Origin of the sequence: Streptomyces erythrochromogenes (assembly GCF_040684695.1) — a bacterium.
GTDB classification, from domain to species: domain Bacteria; phylum Actinomycetota; class Actinomycetes; order Streptomycetales; family Streptomycetaceae; genus Streptomyces; species Streptomyces erythrochromogenes_C.
In genome coordinates, this window is record NZ_JBFBGM010000004.1 from 221,481 (window position 1) to 242,561 (window position 21,081).

22 protein-coding genes, 1 tRNA gene and 1 riboswitch are annotated in these 21,081 nt (G+C 72.3%); of the genes, 12 read left to right on the forward strand and 11 right to left on the reverse strand.

The window, feature by feature from the left end; translation table 11 throughout:
• Positions 1-8: 8 nt before the first annotated feature.
• Positions 9-82, forward strand: a tRNA-Met gene (locus tag AB0O53_RS09945).
• 121 nt (positions 83-203) lie between these two features.
• Here AB0O53_RS09945 and AB0O53_RS09950 read toward each other — a convergent pair.
• Positions 204-620: a Fur family transcriptional regulator gene (locus tag AB0O53_RS09950; protein WP_030829274.1), complete on the reverse strand. Its 417-nt coding sequence runs from the start codon at positions 618-620 to the stop codon at positions 204-206.
• 130 nt (positions 621-750) lie between these two features.
• On the opposite strand from AB0O53_RS09950, the gene AB0O53_RS09955 reads away from it, so the two are divergent.
• Positions 751-2,220: a catalase gene (locus AB0O53_RS09955; protein ID WP_350987987.1), complete on the forward strand. Its 1,470-nt coding sequence runs from the start codon at positions 751-753 to the stop codon at positions 2,218-2,220.
• A gap of 69 nt (positions 2,221-2,289) precedes the next feature.
• On the opposite strand, the gene AB0O53_RS09960 is transcribed toward AB0O53_RS09955, so the two are convergent.
• Together AB0O53_RS09960 and hisN are read right to left on the reverse strand one after the other, a co-directional pair.
• The gene (locus AB0O53_RS09960) at positions 2,290-2,682 is read right to left on the reverse strand and encodes a CBS domain-containing protein (RefSeq protein WP_350987986.1); all 393 of its coding nucleotides are present in this window, start codon (positions 2,680-2,682) and stop codon (positions 2,290-2,292) included.
• A gap of 172 nt (positions 2,683-2,854) precedes the next feature.
• Positions 2,855-3,658, reverse strand: coding sequence for a histidinol-phosphatase (gene hisN, locus AB0O53_RS09965; RefSeq protein WP_350987985.1), 804 nt, complete (start codon positions 3,656-3,658; stop codon positions 2,855-2,857).
• Positions 3,659-3,814: 156 nt separating this feature from the next.
• On the opposite strand from hisN, the gene AB0O53_RS09970 reads away from it, so the two are divergent.
• Positions 3,815-4,357: a TetR/AcrR family transcriptional regulator gene (locus AB0O53_RS09970; protein WP_350987984.1), complete on the forward strand. Its 543-nt coding sequence runs from the start codon at positions 3,815-3,817 to the stop codon at positions 4,355-4,357.
• On the opposite strand, the gene AB0O53_RS09975 is transcribed toward AB0O53_RS09970, so the two are convergent.
• The 4 genes from AB0O53_RS09975 to AB0O53_RS09990 form a co-directional block, all read right to left on the reverse strand.
• A complete protein-coding gene (locus tag AB0O53_RS09975; RefSeq protein WP_030658800.1) occupies positions 4,323-4,646 on the reverse strand; it encodes a DMT family transporter in 324 nt (107 codons plus the stop codon). The two genes, AB0O53_RS09970 and AB0O53_RS09975, sit on opposite strands and share 35 nt — an antisense overlap.
• A gap of 101 nt (positions 4,647-4,747) precedes the next feature.
• Positions 4,748-5,758, reverse strand: a complete 1,011-nt coding sequence (rsgA, locus tag AB0O53_RS09980; RefSeq protein ID WP_350987983.1) for a ribosome small subunit-dependent GTPase A — start codon at positions 5,756-5,758, stop codon at positions 4,748-4,750.
• An 8-nt stretch (positions 5,759-5,766) separates the two neighbouring features.
• The gene (gene aroA, locus AB0O53_RS09985; RefSeq protein WP_350987982.1) at positions 5,767-7,125 is read right to left on the reverse strand and encodes a 3-phosphoshikimate 1-carboxyvinyltransferase; all 1,359 of its coding nucleotides are present in this window, start codon (positions 7,123-7,125) and stop codon (positions 5,767-5,769) included.
• 64 nt (positions 7,126-7,189) lie between these two features.
• A complete protein-coding gene (locus AB0O53_RS09990) occupies positions 7,190-7,903 on the reverse strand; it encodes a M50 family metallopeptidase (RefSeq protein ID WP_365194405.1) in 714 nt (237 codons plus the stop codon).
• A gap of 53 nt (positions 7,904-7,956) precedes the next feature.
• On the opposite strand from AB0O53_RS09990, the gene AB0O53_RS09995 reads away from it, so the two are divergent.
• The 8 genes from AB0O53_RS09995 to def all read left to right on the forward strand — a co-directional run bounded on the left by AB0O53_RS09995 (position 7,957) and on the right by def (position 15,476).
• Entirely contained in the window at positions 7,957-8,775 is an 819-nt protein-coding gene (locus tag AB0O53_RS09995; RefSeq protein WP_350987980.1) for an SOS response-associated peptidase, read from the forward strand.
• A gap of 25 nt (positions 8,776-8,800) precedes the next feature.
• Positions 8,801-9,451, forward strand: coding sequence for an alpha/beta hydrolase family protein (locus AB0O53_RS10000; RefSeq protein ID WP_350987979.1), 651 nt, complete (start codon positions 8,801-8,803; stop codon positions 9,449-9,451).
• Between the two features lie 294 nt (positions 9,452-9,745).
• Positions 9,746-10,390, forward strand: a complete 645-nt coding sequence (locus AB0O53_RS10005; RefSeq protein ID WP_030032333.1) for a sigma-70 family RNA polymerase sigma factor — start codon at positions 9,746-9,748, stop codon at positions 10,388-10,390.
• The gene (gene rsrA / locus AB0O53_RS10010) at positions 10,387-10,692 is read left to right on the forward strand and encodes a mycothiol system anti-sigma-R factor (protein ID WP_030032336.1); all 306 of its coding nucleotides are present in this window, start codon (positions 10,387-10,389) and stop codon (positions 10,690-10,692) included. Before AB0O53_RS10005 ends, rsrA begins: the two co-directional genes overlap by 4 nt.
• Before the next feature lie 205 nt (positions 10,693-10,897).
• Positions 10,898-12,379, forward strand: a complete 1,482-nt coding sequence (locus AB0O53_RS10015; RefSeq protein ID WP_365194409.1) for an HD-GYP domain-containing protein — start codon at positions 10,898-10,900, stop codon at positions 12,377-12,379.
• Entirely contained in the window at positions 12,376-13,635 is a 1,260-nt protein-coding gene (locus tag AB0O53_RS10020) for an HD-GYP domain-containing protein (RefSeq protein ID WP_365194412.1), read from the forward strand. The genes AB0O53_RS10015 and AB0O53_RS10020 overlap by 4 nt, the downstream gene beginning before the upstream one ends.
• Positions 13,636-13,755: 120 nt before the next feature.
• Positions 13,756-14,748, forward strand: a complete 993-nt coding sequence (locus tag AB0O53_RS10025; RefSeq protein WP_350987976.1) for a tetratricopeptide repeat protein — start codon at positions 13,756-13,758, stop codon at positions 14,746-14,748.
• Between the two features lie 83 nt (positions 14,749-14,831).
• Positions 14,832-15,476, forward strand: coding sequence for a peptide deformylase (gene def, locus AB0O53_RS10030; RefSeq protein ID WP_350987975.1), 645 nt, complete (start codon positions 14,832-14,834; stop codon positions 15,474-15,476).
• Here def and AB0O53_RS10035 read toward each other — a convergent pair.
• Positions 15,452-16,453, reverse strand: a complete 1,002-nt coding sequence (locus AB0O53_RS10035; protein WP_350987974.1) for a helix-turn-helix domain-containing protein — start codon at positions 16,451-16,453, stop codon at positions 15,452-15,454. The genes def and AB0O53_RS10035 overlap by 25 nt on opposite strands.
• Positions 16,454-16,534: 81 nt before the next feature.
• Between AB0O53_RS10035 and AB0O53_RS10040 the strand changes: the two genes are divergently transcribed.
• Positions 16,535-16,759: a hypothetical protein gene (locus AB0O53_RS10040; RefSeq protein WP_350987973.1), complete on the forward strand. Its 225-nt coding sequence runs from the start codon at positions 16,535-16,537 to the stop codon at positions 16,757-16,759.
• Positions 16,760-16,870: 111 nt separating this feature from the next.
• On the opposite strand, the gene AB0O53_RS10045 is transcribed toward AB0O53_RS10040, so the two are convergent.
• The 3 genes from AB0O53_RS10045 to AB0O53_RS10055 all read right to left on the reverse strand — a co-directional run bounded on the left by AB0O53_RS10045 (position 16,871) and on the right by AB0O53_RS10055 (position 21,080).
• Positions 16,871-17,887: a ribonucleotide-diphosphate reductase subunit beta gene (locus AB0O53_RS10045; protein ID WP_031151615.1), complete on the reverse strand. Its 1,017-nt coding sequence runs from the start codon at positions 17,885-17,887 to the stop codon at positions 16,871-16,873.
• Complete coding sequence (locus AB0O53_RS10050) at positions 17,887-20,274, reverse strand: ribonucleoside-diphosphate reductase subunit alpha (RefSeq protein WP_365194416.1); 2,388 nt, start codon at positions 20,272-20,274, stop codon at positions 17,887-17,889. The genes AB0O53_RS10045 and AB0O53_RS10050 overlap by 1 nt, the downstream gene beginning before the upstream one ends.
• Before the next feature lie 135 nt (positions 20,275-20,409).
• Positions 20,410-20,531: riboswitch (cobalamin riboswitch) on the reverse strand.
• A gap of 51 nt (positions 20,532-20,582) precedes the next feature.
• A complete protein-coding gene (locus AB0O53_RS10055) occupies positions 20,583-21,080 on the reverse strand; it encodes a GNAT family N-acetyltransferase (protein ID WP_365194419.1) in 498 nt (165 codons plus the stop codon).
• Position 21,081: the final 1 nt, after the last annotated feature.

A 21,081-nucleotide genomic window follows, 5' to 3' on the forward strand; every position in this document is an offset into this window, starting at 1 on the left:
TTCACCGACGCGGGGTGGAGCAGCTCGGTAGCTCGCTGGGCTCATAACCCAGAGGTCGCAGGTTCAAATCCTGTCCCCGCTACTGAAGACTCAGGGCCCGGATCCATTGGATCCGGGCCCTGAGTCGTTTCCGCGGGCGAAGTGCCCGGAGCGCGCAAAGGCCCGGACCCCTCGGGGGGGTCGGGCCTTTCGGTCGTCCGGGGTCAGGCGCCCGCGCAGTTCGGGCAGACGCCGCGGTAGGTCACCTCGACCGCCGACACGACGAAGCCGAAGCGCTCCGAGTCCGGCAGGTCGGCCAGCGGGTTGCCCGCCGGATGGACGTCGCGGATGGCGCCGCACTGCGCGCAGACCAGGTGCTGGTGCGGCCGGTGGGCGTTCGGGTCGTACCGCTTGGCGCGCCGGTCTGTGGCGACTTCCAGGACCTCGCCGAGGGAAACGAGCTCGCCCAGCGTGTTGTAGACGGTCGCGCGCGAGATCTCGGGCAGCTTGGCCACGGCACGGGCGTGGACCTCGTCGGCCGTCAGGTGCACGTGGTCGCCGTCGAGCACCTCGGCCACGACGCGCCGCTGTGCCGTCATGCGCCAGCCGCGTCCGCGAAGTCGTTCCAGCAGGTCACTCATGGGCATCAGCCTAACAGTGAGGGGATTCGGTGTAACTCCCGAACCAGTGCGGACTTGGATGCTTACTTGACTTAGACAAAGTCCATCGTAGGATCGAGTACGGCAAACGCCAAGGACAGGACACGCAGCGATGACGCAGGAGGCGCACGTGACGCAGGGACCGCTCACCACGGAGGCCGGGGCGCCGGTGGCCGACAACCAGAACAGCGAGACGGCCGGCATCGGCGGCCCCGTTCTGGTCCAGGACCAGCTCCTGCTGGAGAAGCTCGCGCACTTCAACCGCGAGCGCATCCCGGAGCGCGTGGTGCACGCCCGCGGCGCCGGCGCGTACGGCACCTTCACGCTGACCCGCGACGTCTCGCAGTGGACGCGCGCCGCCTTCCTCTCCGAGGTCGGCAAGCAGACCGAGACCTTCCTGCGCTTCTCCACCGTCGCGGGCAACCTGGGCTCCGCCGACGCGGTGCGCGACCCCCGCGGCTGGGCGCTGAAGTTCTACACCGAAGAGGGCAACTACGACCTCGTCGGCAACAACACCCCGGTGTTCTTCATCAAGGACGCCATCAAGTTCCCCGACTTCATCCACACCCAGAAGCGCGACCCGTACACGGGCTCGCAGGAGGCGGACAACGTCTGGGACTTCTGGGGCCTGTCGCCCGAGTCCACCCACCAGGTGACCTGGCTCTTCGGTGACCGCGGCATCCCGGCGTCCTACCGCCACATGAACGGCTACGGCTCGCACACGTTCCAGTGGAACAACGAGGCCGGCGAGGTCTTCTGGGTCAAGTACCACTTCAAGACCGACCAGGGCATCAAGAACCTCACCCAGGCCGAGGCCAACCTGCTGGCGGGCGAGGACCCCGACTCCCACCAGCGCGACCTGCGCGAGGCCATCGAGCGCGGCGACTTCCCGACCTGGACCGTGCAGGTCCAGATCATGCCCGCGGCCGACGCGGCGACCTACCGCTTCAACCCGTTCGACCTCACCAAGGTGTGGCCGCACGAGGACTACCCGCCGATCGAGATCGGCAAGCTGGAGCTCAACCGCAACCCGGAGAACGTCTTCGCCGAGGTCGAGCAGTCCATCTTCAGCCCGGCGCACTTCGTCCCCGGCATCGGCCCCTCCCCGGACAAGATGCTCCAGGGCCGCCTCTTCGGCTACGGCGACGCCCACCGCTACCGCGTCGGCATCAACGCCGACCACCTGCCGGTGAACCGTCCGCACGCCACCGAGGCGCGCACCAACTCCCGTGACGGATACCTGTACGACGGCCGTCACAAGGGCGCGAAGAACTACGAGCCGAACAGCTTCGGCGGCCCGCACGAGACCGGGCGCCCGCTGTGGCAGCCGGTCGCGGTCACCGGCGGCACGGGCAACCACGCCGCCGCCGTGCACAGCGAGGACAACGACTTCGTCCAGGCCGGCAACCTCTACCGGCTGTACTCCGAGGACGAGAAGACCCGCCTGATCGAGAACCTCTCCGGCTTCATCGCCAAGGTCTCCCGCGACGACATCGTCGAGCGCGCGATCGACAACTTCCGTCGGGCGGACGGCGACTTCGGCAAGCGCCTGGAAGCCGCGGTCCAGGCCCTCCGCGCCTGATCGGGACCGCTTGCCGTAGCAGGACGCCGGGCCGCAGACCTCTCCGGAGGGCTGCGGCCCGGCGTCGTCTCACGCGGAGACCGCGCGCCGCGCCGGGACCCAGCAGCGGATGACGTCGCGCACGGACACGATGCCCACCGGTCCGCCGTGCTCCAGCACGATCAGGTGCCGGAAACCGCCGTGGGCCATGGCCTCGGCCGCTTCCTGCAGTGTGGCGTCCGGGGTGCAGAAGACGACGTTGTTGGTGGTGTGCGCGGCCACCGACTCGCGGTCGGGATCGTGGCCCGCGCCGATCGAGTTGAGGATGTCGCGCTCGGTCAGGATGCCGATTCCGCTGTGGTCGGGGTCGTGGACGACGGCCGCGCCGACGCGCCGGCCGGACATCAGGCAGGCCGCCTGCCGGAGGGTGTGTGCGGGTCCGAGGGTGAGGATCACGGTGCTCATTGCGTCACGGACGAGCATGAAGAGAGCCACCTCCTGGGGGTGAGCCCCCGCGCCAGGGTGGGTGCGACCGGTGGAACGTCTCAAGAGAAACGTTTCACAAGCGCACAAGCGTGGGGATTTTCAGATTCCCACGGACCGGGAGGGCCAGCAAGGAGGCGTGCGAAAGGAGCGCGACCGGCGCGCGGGCGCGTCAGGCGCGCGGACGGAGCAGGTCGAGCATCTCCTCGTGGAGCAGGCCGTTCGACGCCGCCGCGTTCCCGCCGTGCACGCCGTCGACCCCGTCCAGGCTGGTGAAGCGGCCGCCCGCCTCCTGGACCACGACCGCGATGGCCGCCATGTCCCACAGGTTCAGTTCCGGCTCGGCACACAGGTCCAGGGAGCCCTCCGCGACCATCATGTACGGCCAGAAGTCGCCGTAGCCGCGGGTGCGCCAGCACGCCCGGGTCAGGTCCAGGAAGCCGGGCAGCCGCCCCTGCTCCTCCCAGCCGCTCAGCGAGGAGTACGCGAACGAGGCGTCGCCCAGCCCGCCCACCCGGGACACGCCGATCGGGGTGGGCTCGCCGAGCGCGCCGCCCGAGTACGCGCCGGCGCCCTGCGCGGCCCACCAGCGGCGGCCCAGCGCCGGCGCGGACACCACGCCGACCACGGGGCGGAACACGCCGTCCTCGCCCTCCGCCATGAGGGAGATCAGGGTCGCCCAGACGGGTACCCCGCGCACGTAGTTCTTCGTACCGTCGATCGGGTCCACGACCCAGCGGCGCGGGCCGCTGCCCTGGAGCCCGTACTCCTCGCCCAGGATGGCGTCGTCGGGCCGGGCCGCCGTGATGCCGGCGCGGACGACCTCCTCCGCGGCCTTGTCCGCCTCGCTCACCGGGGTCATGTCCGGCTTCGTCTCGACCTTCAGGTCGAGGGCGCGGAACCGCTCCATCGTGGCGACGTCCGCCGCGTCGGCGAGTTCGAGGGCAAGGCGCAGGTCATCGTCATACTCGGGCATGCCCGAACAGTAGCGAGACTCCCCGACCCCGGCCAACGAGGTCCACAGTGCGGCCGGGCGGGAGCGGCCGGACGCGCCCCTTGACAGCCGGTGCGCCCTTGACAGGGTCTGGCGCCCCGTCAACTCTGGCCGGAGAACCGAGGCGGGGAGGCACGGATGCCGGCAGCCCGGGAGTCCTTGCTGGACGCGGCGGCAGCGGCGCTCTCGGCGCGCCCCTGGCCCGACGTCCGGATGGTCGACGTGGCCGCCGCGGCCGGGGTGTCGCGGCAGACCCTCTACAACGAGTTCGGCGGCAAGGCGGGCCTGGGCCGCGCCCTGGTCCGGCGCGAGGCCGACCGGTACCTGGACGGGGTGGACCGGGTCCTGTCCAGCCCGGTCCGGGCCCCCGAGCGGCTCGCCGCGGTCGCGGAGTGGACCGTACGGGCGGCCCGCGCGCACCCCCTCGTACGGGCCCTGCTCACCGGCAGCTGGGAGCCGGGCCTGCCCGCGGCGGGCCGGCGCGAACCGGGGCCCGGCGAACTCGCCCGGACGGTGCGCGACCGGGCGGCCGCCGCGCTCACGCCGGGGGAGGGCCCGCAGCGGTGCGAGCTCGCGGTGCGGCTCGCCCTCTCCTACGTGATCGCGCCGGGCGAGGAGCCGGGGCCGGGGGAGCTGATCGGGCTGCTCAGTGCGCCGACCCGGACAGCTGGAGCCCGATGACCCCCAGGATGACCAGCGTGATCGAGACGAGTTTGAGGGTGGAGACCAGGTCGCCGAGGAAGACCATGCCGTAGATCGCGGTACCGGCCGCGCCGATGCCCGTCCACACCGCGTACGCCGGACCCACGTCCAGCTTCTTCAGGGCCAGCGTCAGCAGGCCGAAGCTGCCGAGCGCGAAGCACGCGAAGGCGACGGTCGGCCAGAGCCGGGTGAATCCGTGGGAGAGCTTGAGGCAGACCGCGAAACCGGTCTCCAGGAGTCCGGCGACGACGACCAGCAGCCACGCCATGGCGAATGCCTCCCCGCGTCATGTGACATCGCGTCACTTGGTGCGATTATGCACTTATCCAGACACGTCCTCCGACAAACACGGCGCACCCGCCGGGTCGGTCAGTCGCCCTCGCGGCGCTCCCGCGTCGCCAGCAGCCGCCGCAGCGAATAGAGCCGCGCCGGATCCGCGTGGCCGTCCTCCACCCACTTGTCGAGCGCGCAGTCCTGCTCGTCGTGGCTGCACGCGCGCGGACACTCCTCCGTACCGGGGACCAGGTCCGGGAAGGCCAGGATCACCCGGGAGGGGTCCACGTGGTGCAGGCCGAAGGAACGCACGCCCGGGGTGTCGATGACCCAGCCGTCGCCCGAGGGCAGCGGCAGCGCGAGCGCCGAGGTGGTCGTGTGCCGGCCGCGGCCGGTGACCGCGTTGACGTGCCCGGTGGCGCGCTGGCGGCCCTCGGCGACCAGCGAGTTCACCAGGGTGGTCTTGCCGACGCCGGAGTGGCCGACGAAGGCGGTGATCCGGCCGGTCAGACGCTCGCGGACCCGTTCGGCCGCGCTGCCGGCGGCCAGCTCCTCGCGGTTGGTGACCACGTAGTTCAGGCCGAACGTCGAGTAGATCTCCAGGATCTTGTCCGCGGAGGTCAGGTCGGACTTGGTCAGCACCAGCAGCGGCTCCAGCCCGGCGTCGTACGCCGCCACCAGGCAGCGGTCGATCATCCGCGGCCGCGGCTCCGGATCGGCCAGGGCGGTGACGATCGCCAGCTGGTCGGCGTTGGCGACGACGACCCGCTCGTACGGGTCGTCGTCGTCCGCGGTGCGCCGCAGGACGGACTTGCGCTCCTCGATCCGCACGATGCGGGCCAGGGTGTCCTTCTTGCCGGACAGGTCACCGACGATCCAGACCAGGTCGCCCACGACCGCTGCCTTGCGGCCCAGCTCCCGGGACTTCATCGCGGTGATCGTGCGCCCGTCGACCAGGCAGGTCAGCCGGCCCCGGTCGACGGTCAGGACGAAGCCCTCGGAGGCGTCCTCGTGCTTGGGGCGGATGCTCGTCCTCGGCCGGTTGCCCTTGGGGTTCGGGCGCTGGCGGATGTCGTCCTCGTCGGTGTGCTTGCCGTACCTGCGCATGACGTGCCCTACGCTCCCGCACCCGCTTCGGGTCCCGCGTCCCCGGCCAGCATGTCCGTCCACATCTTCGGGAAGTCCGGCAGGGTCTTCGCGGTCGTGGCCACGTTCTCGATCTGCACGCCCTCCACGGCCAGGCCGATCACCGCGCCCGCGGTGGCCATCCGGTGGTCCTCGTAGGTGTGGAACACTCCGCCGTGCATCCGGCGCGGCCGGATGCGCAGGCCGTCCTCGGTCTCGGTGACGTCGCCGCCGAGCGCGTTGATCTCCTTGGTCAGCGCGGCCAGCCGGTCCGTCTCGTGCAGCCGCAGGTGGGCGACCCCGCGCAGCACCGACTCGGAATCGGCCAGGGCCGCCACCGCGGCGATGCCCGGGGTGAGCTCGCCGACCTCGCTCAGGTCCACGTCGATGCCGTGGATCTTGCCGGTGCCGGTGAAGACCAGGCCCGCGTCCGTCAGTTCGCAGGAGCCGCCCATCTCGGTGAAGATCCGGCGCAGCGCGTCACCGGGCTGGGTGGTGCGGCGCGGCCAGTCGGGAACGGTGACCGTGCCGCCCGTGATCAGGGCCGCGGCCAGGAACGGCTGGGCGTTGGACAGGTCCGGCTCCACCACCATGTCGCGGCCCAGCAGGGCGCCGGGGGAGACCCGCCACACGTCCTTCTCGCCGCCGGCCTCGGGGGTGTCCACCTGGGCGCCCGCCGCGCGCAGCATCTCCACGGTCATCCGGATGTGCGGCATCGACGGCAGCTTGCCGCCCACGTGCCGGACCTCGACGCCCTGGTTGAACCGCGGGGCGGACAGCAGCAGGGCGGAGACGAACTGCGAGGAGTTGCTGGCGTCGATCTCGACCGTGCCGCCCTCCAGGGCCCCGCCGCCCTGGACGGTCATGGGCAGCGCGCCCCGGCCGTCGTCGTCGATCCGGGCGCCGAGCGTGCGCAGGGCGGTGATGACCTGGCCGAGCGGGCGCTCGTAGGAGCGGGGGTCGCCGTCGAAGCGGATGTCGCCGTCGGCGAGGGTGGCGACGGGCGGCAGGAAGCGCATGACCGTGCCGGCGTTGCCGACGTCCACCGTCGTCGGGCCGTGCAGGGCCGCCGGGATGACCCGCCAGGCCTCGCCGCTCGCGCCGGCGCCGGCGGAGCTGGAGGAGACGGTCTCCTCGATGCCCACGCCCATCGCGCGCAGCGCGTCCGACATCAGCTGGGAGTCGCGCGAGCGCAGCGGGCGGCGCACCCAGCCCGGCTCGGAGGCGAGGGCGGCGAGCACGAGGGCGCGGTTGGTGACCGATTTGGACCCCGGCACCGTGACGGTGGCGTGGACGGTCCCATCGGCGAGCGGAGCGGGCCAGAGGGCAGGGGCGGGGGTCTCGGTCATGGCCCCCACTTTAGTGGCTTCCTCCGGGCCCGGATCTTGATCGCCTTCCGGTCTCAGAGGGTGGTCACAGGCCGAGCAGCCAGCGGCCGCCGCCGACCAGCGAGCACAGCGCGACGACGTGGAAGAACAGCAGCCACACCACCGGGTGCAAGTGGGTGAGGCGCCCCAGCTGGTCGGCGTCGGAATCGGGCGCCCCGCCGCCCCGCCGCTTGGCGCCGAGCTCGAAGACCGGCCGGACCCCGCCCAGCAGCAGGAACCAGACGACGAGGTAGGCGAAGCCCGCCTGCACCTCGGCCGGAGCCAGCCAGGACACCAGCAGGAAGGTTCCGCCGGTCAGCACCACCGTCAGCGCCCCGTACGCGTTGCGGATCATCACGAGCATGACCACCAGCAGGGCCGTGGCCGCCCACAGCAGCAGTGTGATCCGGTGCGCCGACAGCAGGGCCGCCCCGCCGAGGCCGAGCAGCGAGGGCGCGGTGTAGCCGCCGGCCGCGGTCAGGATCATCCCCAGACCCGTCGGCCTGCCCCGGCTGACGGTGACCCCGCTGGTGTCGGAGTGCAGGCGTATCCCGCTCAGCCGGCGCCCGGTCAGCAGTGCCAGCAGGCCGTGCCCGCCCTCGTGGGCGATGGTGATGGCGTTGCGCGACAGCCGCCAGAGCGGGCGGGGCCCCACGGCGGCCAGCGCGACGACGCCCGTCGCGATCACCAGCCACTGCTCCGGTGCGGTCTGTATGCCCGTGAGCCGGTCCCACAGGCCGGCCGTCGTGCTGCTGTCCATGAGGTGGCGGACTCCTTGCGGTGGTGTGCGGTGGACATGGCAGTGTGGCAGCCATGTGCGGACGGTATGCAGCGAGTCGTGGACCGCAGGACCTCGTGGAGGCCTTCGGCATCGAGAAGTGGGAGCCGGAGGAAGCCCTGGCCCCCGACTTCAACGTGGCGCCGACGAAGGAGGTCCACGTCGTCCTCGACCGTCCTCTGAAGGACGCTTCGCACCCGCGTCCGGTTCGCCAGCTGCGCGTCCTGAAGTGGGGACTCGTGCCCTCCTGGGCCAAGAACCCCGACGGCGCCGCCCGGATGATCAACGCCCGGTCGGAGACCCTGCACGAGAAGCCGTCCTTCCGCCGCGCGTTCGCACAGCGCCGCTGCATCATCCCCGCCGACGGGTACTACGAGTGGGTCACCGCCCACGACGAGCGGCAGCTGGAGGTGGAGGGCAAGAAGAAGCGGGCCCGCAAGCAGCCCTACTTCGTGCTCCCCTCCGACGGCTCCCTGTTCGCCATGGCCGGCATATACGAGTTCTGGCGCGACCGGACCCTGCCCGACGAGCACCCCCTGGCCTGGTGGGTGACCTGCTCGGTGATCACCACCGAGGCCGAGACCGGGCCGCTGGGCGTCGCCCCCGCCGAAGGACCGCGCTCGCTGTCCGAGATCCACCCGCGGATGCCGCTGATGCTCACCCCGGACCGCTGGGACGCCTGGCTGGACCCCGCGAACACCGACACCGCAGGCTCCCTGCGGGAGCTCCTCGCGCCGCCGCCGGGCGGGCTGATGCGCGCCTACCCGGTGTCCACCGCCGTGAGCAGCGTGCGCAACAACGGACCCGAACTCCTGACGGAGCTGGCCGCGCCGGAGGAGGGCACCCTGTTCTGACCGGCCGGGACGGCACGATGGGGGCATGACCACGCGTACCGAGAGCGTCGACACCCCGGCGGGCGAGGCCCGCATCACCTGGCACACCGCCCCCGGGGCCCGGCTCGTCCTCGCCGTGAGCCACGGCGCCGGCGGCGGCATCGAGGCCCGGGACCTCCAGGCGCTGGCCGCCGCCCTGCCCGCCCGCGGGATCACGGTGGCCCTCGTCGAACAGCCCTGGCGGGTCGCCGGGAAGAAGGTGGCGGCCGCGCCCAAGGTGCTGGACGAGGGCTGGCGCGGGCTGTGGCCGGCGCTCACCGGACCCGGGCTGCCGGTGGTCGCGGGCGGGCGCAGCGCCGGGGCCCGGGTGGCCTGTCGCACCGCCGCGGAACTGGACGCCGCCGGGGTACTGGCCCTGGCGTTCCCGCTGCACCCGCCGGGCCGGCCGGAGAAGTCCCGCGCCGAGGAGCTCACCGGGGCGGGCCGCCCCGCCCTCGTGGTCCAGGGCGGCCGGGACCCGTTCGGCCGTCCCGAGGAGTTCCCGGCGCCGGCCGGGAGGCACCCGTACGAGCTCGTGGAGGTGGCCCACGGCGACCACGGGTTCGCCGTGCCGAAGAGGGCCGCCACCACCCAGGAGCAGGCCCTCCTGACGATCACCGACGCGGTCGGGGAGTGGCTCGCGCGGCTGCCCGGGTGACGCGGGCCACACCCGCCGGCCCCGCCCCCGAGGAGGCCGAAAACCCATGGCGCACCGGGGAATGCGCCGCCGCGCCACTTGGTTGTCTCGGATGTCGGTACGTACGGAACGTCGGAGGAGAGGGAGCGCATGACCCAGGTCATCAGCCAGAACCGTCCGCAGGCCGCTGACCTGGACTGGACGGTGCTGCCCGCCCCCAAGCGCAGCCCGCTTCGGGCGGCGGGGGGCCGGGAAGGTCGACTATTCTCCGATTCGAGCGGATCCGCTTTCGGAGCCGCCACGCAGTCGGAGGAGGTGGGTCCTGTCGCTGGGACCGACGAAGGCCACGCGGAGGAGACGACCCTGGAGCGCAACGCGCGCTTCGAACGGGACGCCCTCGGCTACCTCGACCAGATGTACTCGGCCGCGCTGCGCATGACGCGCAACCCGGCCGACGCCGAGGACCTGGTCCAGGAGACGTACGCGAAGGCATACGCGTCCTTCCACCAGTTCCGCGAGGGCACCAACCTGAAGGCGTGGCTGTACCGCATCCTGACCAACACGTTCATCAACTCCTACCGCAAGAAGCAGCGCGAGCCGCAGCGCAGCGCCGCGGAGGAGATCGAGGACTGGCAGCTGGCGCGCGCCGAGTCGCACATGTCGACCGGACTGCGCTCGGCCGAGTCGCAGGCGCTCGACCACCTGCCCGACTCGGATGTGAAGGAAGCGCTGCAGGCCATTCCGGAAGAGTTCCGCATCGCGGTCTATCTTGCAGACGTAGAGGGCTTTGCGTACAAGGAGATCGCGGACATCATGGGTACACCCATCGGAACGGTCATGTCGCGACTGCACCGTGGCCGCCGTCAACTCCGCGGAATGCTGGAGGACTACGCCCGTGAGCGCGGGCTGGTTCCCGCGGGCGCGGGCGAGGCGAACGACCGGAAAGGCTCGGGCTCATGAGTTGCGGAGAGCCGCACGAGACAGAGTGCTCTGAGGTCCTGGACCACCTGTACGAGTTCCTCGACCATGAGATGCCCGACAGCGACTGCACGAAGTTCGAGACCCACTTCGGCGAGTGCAATCCCTGTCTGGAGAAGTACGGCCTGGAACAGGCCGTGAAGAAGCTGGTCAAGCGCTGCTGCGGGTCGGACGACGTGCCGAGCGACCTGCGGTCGAAGGTGATGGGCCGGATCGAGCTGATCCGGTCGGGGCAGGCGGTGCCCGACCACGACGTCACCGCCGACAATCCCGCGCCCGGCTGACCGCTCCGGTATCCGTCGAACAGCTGAACAACCGCCCCCGGAAGATCAGTTCATTCACCCGAATGTGCTAATCCGGGGGCGTCCGCATGGCGCAATACGAAAATGTGGCCCGCCCCGCTCGGGGCCCGACCTATTCTCCCCAATCGGTACCGGTTCGATTTCGGCACCGGCACCCGGCTTGCCCGGCCCAGGGGAGGAGAGCGCCATGCGGGGTCTTCCGCCGGCCGCGCGCGGATTGGTCCTGAGTGCCGTCCTGGCCGCGCTCGCCTTTACCGCCCCGGCCCTGACGGATCCCGCCACGCCCTGGCCGGCCGTCACCCTCCTGGCCCTGCTCTGCCTCGGCTGCGAACTCGTGAAGCTCTGCCCCCTGCCCGGCGGGCGGGCGGGCGAGGGCATCGGCCCCTTCCTCCCCGTGGTGCTCGCCGCCGTCTTCCTGCTGCCGCCGGCCGCCGCCGCGCTCGTCGCACTGCCCGGAGGACTCGCCGCCGCCGTGGTCCAGCGGCCCGCCACGGTGCGCCGGGTGTGGCACGGAGCCCAGCAGGCCATCGGCGCATGGGCGGCGGGACAGGCGTTCCGCCTGCTGGAGGGCCCGGCCGCGCTCGGCGCAGGACCCTCCGCCGGGACCGGGCACCCCGCGTGGCCGGCCGACTTCCCCTACGCGATGCTCCCCGCGACGGCTGCGGCCGCCGTCTTCTGCCTGGTGGTCACCGCCCTCGACGCGGGGATCCTGGCCGCCGCCGAGCGCAGGCCCGCCGCCACCGCCCGGCACGGCCTGGTCACCGGCTCCCTCGCCCCGCACTGCGTCCACGGCCTCGTCGGCCTGATGATGGCCGTCATGTGGCGCAGCCCGTACGGGGTCCCGGCCGCGCTGCTCGTGCTGCTGCCGATGTACGTCTCCTGCTGGGTCTTCGCCCAGTACCAGCGCGAGCGCGCCGCCCACCAGTCCACCATCCGGGCCCTCGTCCAGGCCGTCGACATCAAGGACCGCTACACGCGCGGCCACAGCGAACGGGTCGGCCAGGCCTCCACGATGATCGCCCGCCAGCTGGGGATGGCCGAGGACCGCCTCGAAGTGGTGCGCATCGCGGGCATCCTGCACGACGTCGGCAAGCTCGGCGTCCCGACCCGGCTGCTGCGCAAGGACGGGCCGCTCACCCCGCAGGAGCGCCGGACCATCGAACTGCACCCCGAGTACGGGCACGAGATGGTGCGCGGCATCGGCTTCCTGGGAGAAGCCCGGTCCGCGATCCTGCACCACCACGAACGGGTCGACGGCACCGGCTATCCGTACGGGCTGACCGGCGAGCAGATCCCGGTGCTGGCCCGGGTGGTGGCGGTGGCCGACGCCTTCGACGCCATGACCTCGACCCGCTCGTACAGCCGGGCCCGGCCGGTGCCCACGGCCCTCGCCGAGCTGGAGCGGTGCGCGGGGGCCCAGTTCGATCCGGCGATGGTGCGGGCCCTGACGGACGCGATCGGCCGGCACGGCTGGCACCCGGTGGTCACCTCCGACGACGACCTCCAGGTGATCAGTTCTCCCGGCTCCTCGCCCGGCTCCTCGCCCGGTTCCGGTTCGGCTTCCGGTTCGGCTTCCGGTCCGGGCCACGGGGTCCCTGCGGGCCGCCGGGCCGGTGCGGGGCCGAGCGGTGCCGAAGGACCGTTGCCGCCCGCCCGGGGCGGGCGGTGAGGGGGGCCGCCGCCCGGGCCGTGCACGGGGCGGCCGCCGCGCTCGCCGCCGTCGCCCTCGCCCACACCCTGTGGCACGGACTGGCCGAGCCCGGGCTCGCCCTGGCCTTCGGCACCCTGGTCGCCGTCGGCGAGTTCGCCCGCAGGGAGCAGCCGGGCGCCCCCGCCCACCAGGGCGCGCCGCTCGGGGCGGCCGGCGCCCTCGCCTACGCCCTGCTCGGCCAGAACGCCGGCCGGCCGACCCACCACGGGGTGCTGGAGGCCGTGGCCGTCGTCGCCGCGGCCGCCCTCGCCGGGATCGTCCCGCACGTGGCCCGCGGCTGCGGTCCCGCCGCCGGCCACCTGGCCCGCCGGGTGCTCACCGTCGCCTTCGCGGCCGCCTGCTTCCAGCCGCTCCACCACGCCGGCCTGCTGGAGGAGCGGGTCGGCCGGGGCCCGTACCTGGTCCTCCTCCTGCTGCTCCTGCTGTGCCTCGTCGCCCTGTGCGACGCCGTCCTCGCCACCGCCCTCGGCGGGGCCCGCACGGGCCGGCCGTACGGGCCCCTGCTGCGCGACGGGCTCCGCGCCCAGCTCGGCATCGGCCCGGCGATCTGCGCCACCGGCGCCGTCATCGCGCTCGGCGCGGCCGTCGCGGGCCTGTGGGCCGTCCCCGTCTTCAGCCTGCCGCTCCTGCTGACCCAGCTCTCCTTCCACCGCATCACCGCGATCCGCACCACCTACCGCCAGACCATCGCCTCCCTGGCCCGCGCCACCGAGATCGCCGGGTACACCCCGCCGGGCCACTCCCGCCGGGTGGCGGCCCTGAGCTGCGCCGTCGGCCGGGAGCTGGGCCTGTCGGAGCGGGAGCTCACGGTGCTGGAGTACGCCGCCCTGATGCACGACATCGGCCAGCTCTCCCTGGTCGACCCGGTGCCGGACGGGGCCACCGCCGAGCTGCCGACCGACGAGGCCCGCCGGATCGCCGGGCTGGGCGGGGAGGTGGTCCGGCAGACCGGGGTGCCCGCCGAGGTCGCGGTGGTGGTGGAGCGGCAGGCGGACCCCTACCGGGAGCAGCCCCCGCTCGCCCGCATCGTGCGCGCGGTGAACGCGTACGACGACCTCGTGGGCGGGAACCGTCACCCGGGCGGCTCACTGGCGGCCCTGGAACGGCTCCGGCTGGGCACCGGGCACGATTACCAGCCGGAGGTCGTGGAATGCCTGGCGAGGGTTCTGGCCAGCGGCGGACGTGGCAGAGTGGTGCCCGTCCCACCGGGGTAACCCATGGGTAATGAGCGGCCGTCCGAGTGGGCATGGTTGGATGCCAGTAAGAGTGTCCGCAAGGCTGCACCGTAGTCCCCCAGCCACCGCTGGGAGGGTGCCCCCAGGCAGGCGGGAATCGTGAGGATCTTCGGGAAGGTACGGCATCGGCCCTCCGCCTCGTGGCGGCAGGCCACCGACCGCGCGTTCACGCTGATCGGCGACGGGCGGTACGAGGACGCCGGCGCGCTGCTGACCAGAGCCGCGGACCTGGAGCCCTGGCTCTCCGAGTCCTGGTTCAACCTGGCCCTGCTGCACAAGTTCCGGCACGACTGGGAGCAGGCGAGGGCCGCCGGACTGCGCGCCGTGGCCCTGCTGGACCGCGAGACCGGCGCCCCGGACTGGTGGAACGTCGGCATCGCCGCCACCGCGCTCCAGGACTGGCCGCTGGCCCGCCGGGCCTGGCAGGCGTACGGCCTCAAGGTGCCCGGCGACCCCCGCGGCGGCGGGAACGGCGAACCGGTCGGCATGGAACTCGGCAGCGCCGCCGTGCGGCTCTCGCCGGAGGGCGAGGCCGAGGTGGTGTGGGGCCGCAGGCTGGATCCGGCCCGCCTGGAGGTCCTGTCGATCCCGCTGCCCTCCTCGGGGCGGCGCTGGGGCGAGGTCGTGCTCCACGACGGGGTCCCGCACGGCGAGCGGGTGACCGCGGCCGGCCCCTCGTACCCGGTGTTCGACGAGATCGAGCTGTGGGCGCCCTCGCCGGTGCCGACCTGGGTGGTGCTGCTGGAGGCGGCCACCGAGGCGGACCGCGACGCGCTGGAGCAGCTGGCCTCGGACGCGGGTTTCGCCGCCGAGGACTGGTCCTCGTCGGTGCGGCTGCTGTGCCGGACCTGCTCGGAGAGCGAGATGCCGAGCGACGAGGGCGACGGCGAGCACCTGGATCCGCACGACCACAGCGAGCCGGGACACCCCGGGCCGCTGGGGCACCGTACGGCCGGCTCCGGATCGCTGTGGGTGCCCGAGCGCGAATGCGGCATCGCGGCGCCGCCCGGACTCGTGCGCGGACTCCTCGACGGCTGGGTCGCCGACAGTCCGGACAGCCGCGAGTGGCGGGATCTCGAAGAAGTCTGCTGAAACGGGGCCGTAGGCTGTACGGGCACATCGGTGGCCATCGGCGACCACCGGTGACCGGGACTTACGGAAGGCGTACGGCGGACATGGCGCAGCAGGAGAACCAGGTGGTCGACGGTGGCGATGTCGTGAACGACGGGTACGTCGTGGACACCGAGGACTGTGAGGCGCGCGAACTGGCCCACCGTGAGCGCGGCACCGCCCGCCCGATCACGGTCGTCGGCAACCCGGTCCTGCACCGCGAGTGCAAGGACGTCACCGAGTTCGGCGACGAGCTGGCGCAGCTGATCGACGACATGTTCGCCAGCCAGAAGGCCGCCGAGGGCGTGGGTCTGGCCGCGAACCAGATCGGCGTGGACGCCAAGGTCTTCGTCTACGACTGCCCGGACGACGAGGGCGTGCGCCACACCGGTGTCGTGGTCAACCCGAAGCTCGTCGAGCTTCCGGCCGGCTCGCGGGTGCTGGACGACTCCAACGAGGGCTGCCTGTCCGTCCCGACGGCGTACGCCTCGCTGGCCCGCCCGGACTACGCCGAGGTCGAGGGCCAGGACGCCCAGGGCAACCCGATCAAGGTCCGCGGCACCGGCTACTTCGCCCGCTGCCTGCAGCACGAGACCGACCACCTGCACGGCTACCTCTACATCGACCGGCTCTCGAAGCGGGACCGCAAGGACGCCCTGCGCCAGATGTCCGAGGGCACCCCGCGCTACGAGACCGTCCCCAACGCCTGACGCGCCCCGTCCCCAGCGGCCTGCGGGCCCCGGAAGGCACGCCTGAAAGCGTTCGGCGTGGTGCCCAGGGTCCGCAGGAAGTGGTGGCGCAGGGCCGCCGCGTTGCCGAAGCCGGAGCGGCCGGCGATCGCGTCGACGGTGTCGTCGGTGGACTCCAGCAACTCCTGCGCCAACAGGACGCGCTGGCGCAGCACCCACTGGTACGGGGTGGTGCCGGTCTCCTGGAGGAAGCGGCGGGCGAAGGTCCGCGGCGACATGTGCGCGCGCTCCGCGAGCTGCTCGACGGTGATCTCCTGCGCCAGGTGGCGGCCCATCCACTGGATCACCTCGCCCACCGTGTCGCAGGACGTGCGCGGTAGCGGCCGCTGGATGTACTGGGCCTGCCCGCCGTCCCGGTGGGGCGGTACGACCATCCGCCGCGCGACGGCGTTGGCCACCTCGGCGCCGTGTTCCTGGCGGAGCAGGTGCAGGCAGGCGTCGATGCCGGAGGCGGTGCCGGCCGAGGTGATCACCGGTCCCTCGTCGACGTAGAGCACGTCCGGGTCCACCAGCGCCCGAGGGAAGCGCCGCGACAGGGTCGCGGCGTGCATCCAGTGCGTGGTGCAGCGCCGGCCGTCCAGCAGCCCGGCCGCGCCCAGGACGTACGCCCCGCTGCACACGCTGAGCACCCGCGCGCCGCGCTCCACGGCGCGGCGCAGCGCGGCCAGGAGCGGCTCCGGAAAGGTGCGCCGCGAGGCGTTGCGGAAGGCGGGCACGCAGATCAGGTCGGCGCTCTCCAGCCGCTCCGGCCCGTGGGCGGGAGCGAACGTGAAACCGGTCCCCGACATGGTCAGGGGGCCGTCCTCCGCCGCGCAGACGGCGTAGTCGTAGACCGGCAGCCCGTGGTCGCTGCGGTCGATCCCGAAGACCTCGCAGAAGATCCCGAACTCGAAGGGGGCGACTTCGTCGAGGAGGGCCACGGCCACGTTGTTCAGCATGGATCCAGTGTGGCAGTAATTCACTCTTCCATGACAGTCCTGCCACTCGCGAGGTGGGGCGGACGGAGGGACAGTGGATACATGAACACGTTCCTGAGCTACCTCGCCGTCCTCGCCGTCGCCGCCCTGCTGCTCGCCCCCGGCCTGTACGGGGCCCTGCGCGAGCGGCGGATCGACCGGCAGCTGCGGGCCGTCGAGACCCGGCTCGTGTGGCTGCCCCGGCAGAAGGCGGGCGGCATGCCGCCCACCCCGCGCCGGCACGGCCCGCGGGCTGCGGCCTGGCGCCGCGGGCGGCTCGCCCACTGAGCCCCGCCGACGCCCCCGCCGCGGGCGTCCCGACCGCCCCGGAACGCGAAGAGCCGGGACGCGATCACCTCGCGTCCCGGCTCTCGGTGCACCCGGGGGTGCGCGGTCGGACTAGAAGTCCTCGTCCAGGTCGACCGTGCCCTCGACCGCGACCTGGTAGGCCGACGGGCGGCGCTCGAAGAAGTTCGTCAGCTCCTGCACGCCCTGCAGCTCCATGAAGGAGAACGGGTTCTGCGAGCCGTACACCGGCGGGAAGCCGAGACGGACCAGGCGCTGGTCCGCGACGCACTCCAGGTACTCGCGCATCGACTCGGTGTTCATGCCCGGCAGGCCGTCGCCGCACAGGTCGCGGCCGAACTGCAGCTCCGCCTCCACGGCCTCCTTCAGCATGTCGGTGACCTGCTGCTGGAGCGCGTCGTCGAAGAGCTCGGGCTCCTCCTTGCGGACCGTGTCCACGACCTCGAAGGCGAAGTTCATGTGCATGGTCTCGTCACGGAACACCCAGTTGGTGCCGGTGGCCAGGCCGTGCAGCAGACCGCGCGAGCGGAACCAGTACACGTACGCGAAGGCGCCGTAGAAGAACAGCCCCTCGATGCACGCCGCGAAGCAGATCAGGTTCAGCAGGAAGCGGCGGCGGTCGGCGGCCGTCTCCAGGCGCTCGATCTTCTCGACCGAGTCCATCCACTTGAAGCAGAACTGCGCCTTCTCGCGGATGGAGGGGATCTCCTCGACCGCGTCGAAGGCGGCCGCGCGGTCGTCCGGGTCGGGCAGGTAGGTGTCGAGCAGCGTCAAGTAGAACTGGACGTGCACGGCCTCCTCGAACAGCTGGCGCGACAGGTACAGGCGCGCCTCCGGGGAGTTGATGTGCTTGTAGAGCGTCAGCACCAGGTTGTTCGAGACGATCGAGTCGCCCGTCGCGAAGAACGCGACCAGACGGCCGATCATGTGCTGCTCGGCGGGCGTCAGCTTCGCGAGGTCCGCGACGTCCGAGTGGAGGTCGACCTCCTCCACCGTCCACGTGTTCTTGATCGCGTCCCGGTAGCGCTCGTAGAAGTCCGGGTAGCGCATCGGGCGGAGCGTGAGCTCGAAGCCCGGGTCCAGGAGGTTCTTGTTGTCGGTGGAGCTCATTACTGGCACGCCTCGCAGGACTCGGGGTTCTCAAGGGAGCAGGCCAGCGCGTCGGCGTCGACGGCCTGCGGGAGCGCCACCGGAGCGGCGGTGGCCGCCTGCGCGGCGCGGGCGATCTTCGTCGCCGGGCGCGAACGCAGGTAGTACGTGGTCTTCAGGCCCTGCTTCCAGGCGTACGCGTACATCGAGCTGAGCTTGCCGATGGTGGGCGTCTCCAGGAACAGGTTCAGCGACTGCGACTGGTCCAGGAACGGCGTACGGGCCGCCGCCATGTCGATCAGGCCGCGCTGCGGGATCTCCCACGCCGTGCGGTACAGCTCGCGCACCTCGGCCGGGATCCAGCCGAAGCCCTGGACCGAGCCGGAGGAGTCGCGCAGCGCCTCACGGGTCTGGGCGTCCCACACGCCGAGCTGCTTGAGCTCCTCGACCAGGTAGCCGTTCACCTGGAGGAACTCGCCCGACAGGGTCTCGCGCTTGAACAGGTTGGAGACCTGCGGCTCGATGCACTCGTACACGCCGGCGATCGAGGCGATGGTCGCCGTCGGGGCGATCGCGAGGAGCAGGGAGTTGCGCATGCCGGTCTCGGCGACGCGGGCGCGCAGCGCGTCCCAGCGCTCCGGCCAGTTCAGCTCGACGTCGTAGTGGTCCGGGTGCAGGACGCCGCGCGCGGTGCGGGTCTGCTCCCAGGCCGGGAGCGGGCCGCTGCGCTCGGCGAGGTCGCAGGAGGCCTCGTACGCGGCGAGCATGATGCGCTCGGAGAGCTTGGTGGACAGGGCCTTCGCCTCGGGGGAGTCGAAGGGCAGCTTCAGCTTGAAGAAGACGTCCTGGAGGCCCATCGCGCCCAGGCCCACCGGACGCCAGCGGGCGTTGGAGCGGCCGGCCTGCTCGGTCGGGTAGAAGTTGATGTCCACCACGCGGTCGAGGAAGGTGACGGCCGTGCGGACGGTCTCGTCCAGGCGCTCCCAGTCGATCTCGCCCGTCTCCGTGAGCACGAAGGCACCGAGGTTGACCGAGCCGAGGTTGCAGACGGCCGTCTCGCCGTCGTTGGTGACCTCGATGATCTCGGTGCACAGGTTCGAGGAGTGGACGACGGTGCCCGGCTCGGCGGTCTGGTTCGCCGTGCGGTTGGAGGCGTCCTTGAAGGTCATCCAGCCCTGGCCGGTCTGCGCGAGGGTGCGCATCATCCGGCCGTACAGGTCGCGGGCGGGCATGGTCTTGCGGGCCAGGCCGTCGGCCTCGGCCTTGCGGTAGGCGGCGTCGAAGTCGTCGCCCCACAGGTCGACCAGCTCGGGCACGTCGGCCGGGGAGAACAGCGACCACTCGGCGTCGGCGTTCACGCGGCGCATGAACTCGTCCGGCACCCAGTGCGCGAGGTTCAGGTTGTGGGTGCGGCGCTGGTCCTCACCGGTGTTGTCGCGGAGCTCCAGGAACTCCTCGATGTCCGCGTGCCACGTCTCCAGGTAGACCGCGGCGGCGCCCTTGCGGCGGCCGCCCTGGTTCACGGCGGCGACGGAGGCGTCGAGGGTCTTCAGGAACGGAACGATGCCGTTGGAGTGGCCGTTGGTGCCGCGGATCAGCGAACCGCGGGCGCGGATGCGGGAGTACGACAGGCCGATGCCGCCCGCGTGCTTCGACAGGCGCGCGACCTGGTGGTAGCGGTCGTAGATCGAGTCGAGCTCGTCCAGTGGGGAGTCCAGCAGGTAGCAGGAGGACATCTGCGGGTGCCGGGTGCCGGAGTTGAAGAGCGTGGGGGAGGAGGGCAGGTAGTCCAGTCGGCTCATCAGCCGGTAGAGCGAGGCCACTTCCTCGACGGCCTGGACGCTCTCGTCCGCGGCGAGGCCGCAGGCCACGCGCAGCATGAAGAACTGCGGGGTCTCGATCACCTGACGGGTGATCGGGTGGCGCAGCAGGTAGCGGCTGTGCAGGGTGCGCAGGCCGAAGAAGCCGAAGCGGTCGTCGGCGCCCTCGGCGAGGGTGTGCTCGACCAGCGCGTCCAGGCGGGCCGCGTGCGCGCGCACGAACTCGGCGGTGCGGTCGGCGATCAGGCCCTCGCGGTGGCCGACCTCGATGGAGGCGGAGAACGAGGTGGAGCCCTGGCTCGCGGCCTCGTCGCGCACGGCCAGCGTCAGCAGACGGGCGGCGAGCTTGGAGTACGCGGGGTCCTCGGAGATGAGGCCGGCGGCGGACTCGGTGGCCAGCCCGCGCAGTTCGGCCTCGTCGGCGGCGGAGCTGCGGCCGCGCAGCGCGGCGGCGGCCACGCGGCCGGGGTCGGTGTCGGGGAGGTCCGCCGTCAGTTCGGTGAGGGTACGCAGCAGCGTGGCCCCCGGGCCCTCGGTGTTGTCGCCAGAAACGGACTCGGCGCGCGGTGCGGAAGGCGCGATGGTCACGGCGGGAGCTCTCCCTCGCTCGGCCCGGTCATCGGCGGGCGGGCGCGGGCGCATGCGGGCGTGGCAGGAGGGCACACCGCACGGCGTCCACCGGCCCAACCGCGAGGCCCGGACGTGTCGGCGCCCGGGTCGGTCGATCCGGGCGCGCTGCCGGCAGGTCATCGGACTTGGCGTCCGGATGTCGGACACTTCATACCGTTGCGGGACAGTTCCGGATTCCCACCGGATTCCCCTGCGGCGACAGCAGGCATGAGCATACATGTGGGGGCGCCCTTGTGCGGCAACCCCCACATGTAGTGTCGGCGTGGCTACAGCTTGAGTCGATACGTGAGGAGTGTCAGGCCCTCGATGGGCGCCCAGTCCCGCTCCGGAGTGCGTGCGAAGCCCAGGCGCACGTAGATCCGGTGGGCCCCGGTCATGCTGCGCTGGGTCGAGAGGACGACGCCCGTGACGCCCTCGACGGCCCGTGCCCGTTCGACGCACGCCCGCACCAGGGCCTCGCCGGCGCCCCGGCCGCGGGCCGCGTGGGCCACCGCGAGCATCCGGAACTCGGCCTCGTCCGGGCCGGCGATGTCGGCGAGCGGGCTGCCGGGTGCGGCGAAGGTCACCCCGCCGAGCACCTGCCCGTCGCGCTCGGCGACGAGCACCTCGGCCAGGGCGGCCCGCCCGGCCACGTCGCGCAGCACGTTCAGGTAGGCGTCGTCCTCGTTGAAGTCCAGGTGCCCGTCGGCCAGGTAGGCCTGCGCCGTGATCTCGCCCAGCACCTCGTAGTCGGCGGGCACCGCCGTTCTGATCACCATGTCCATG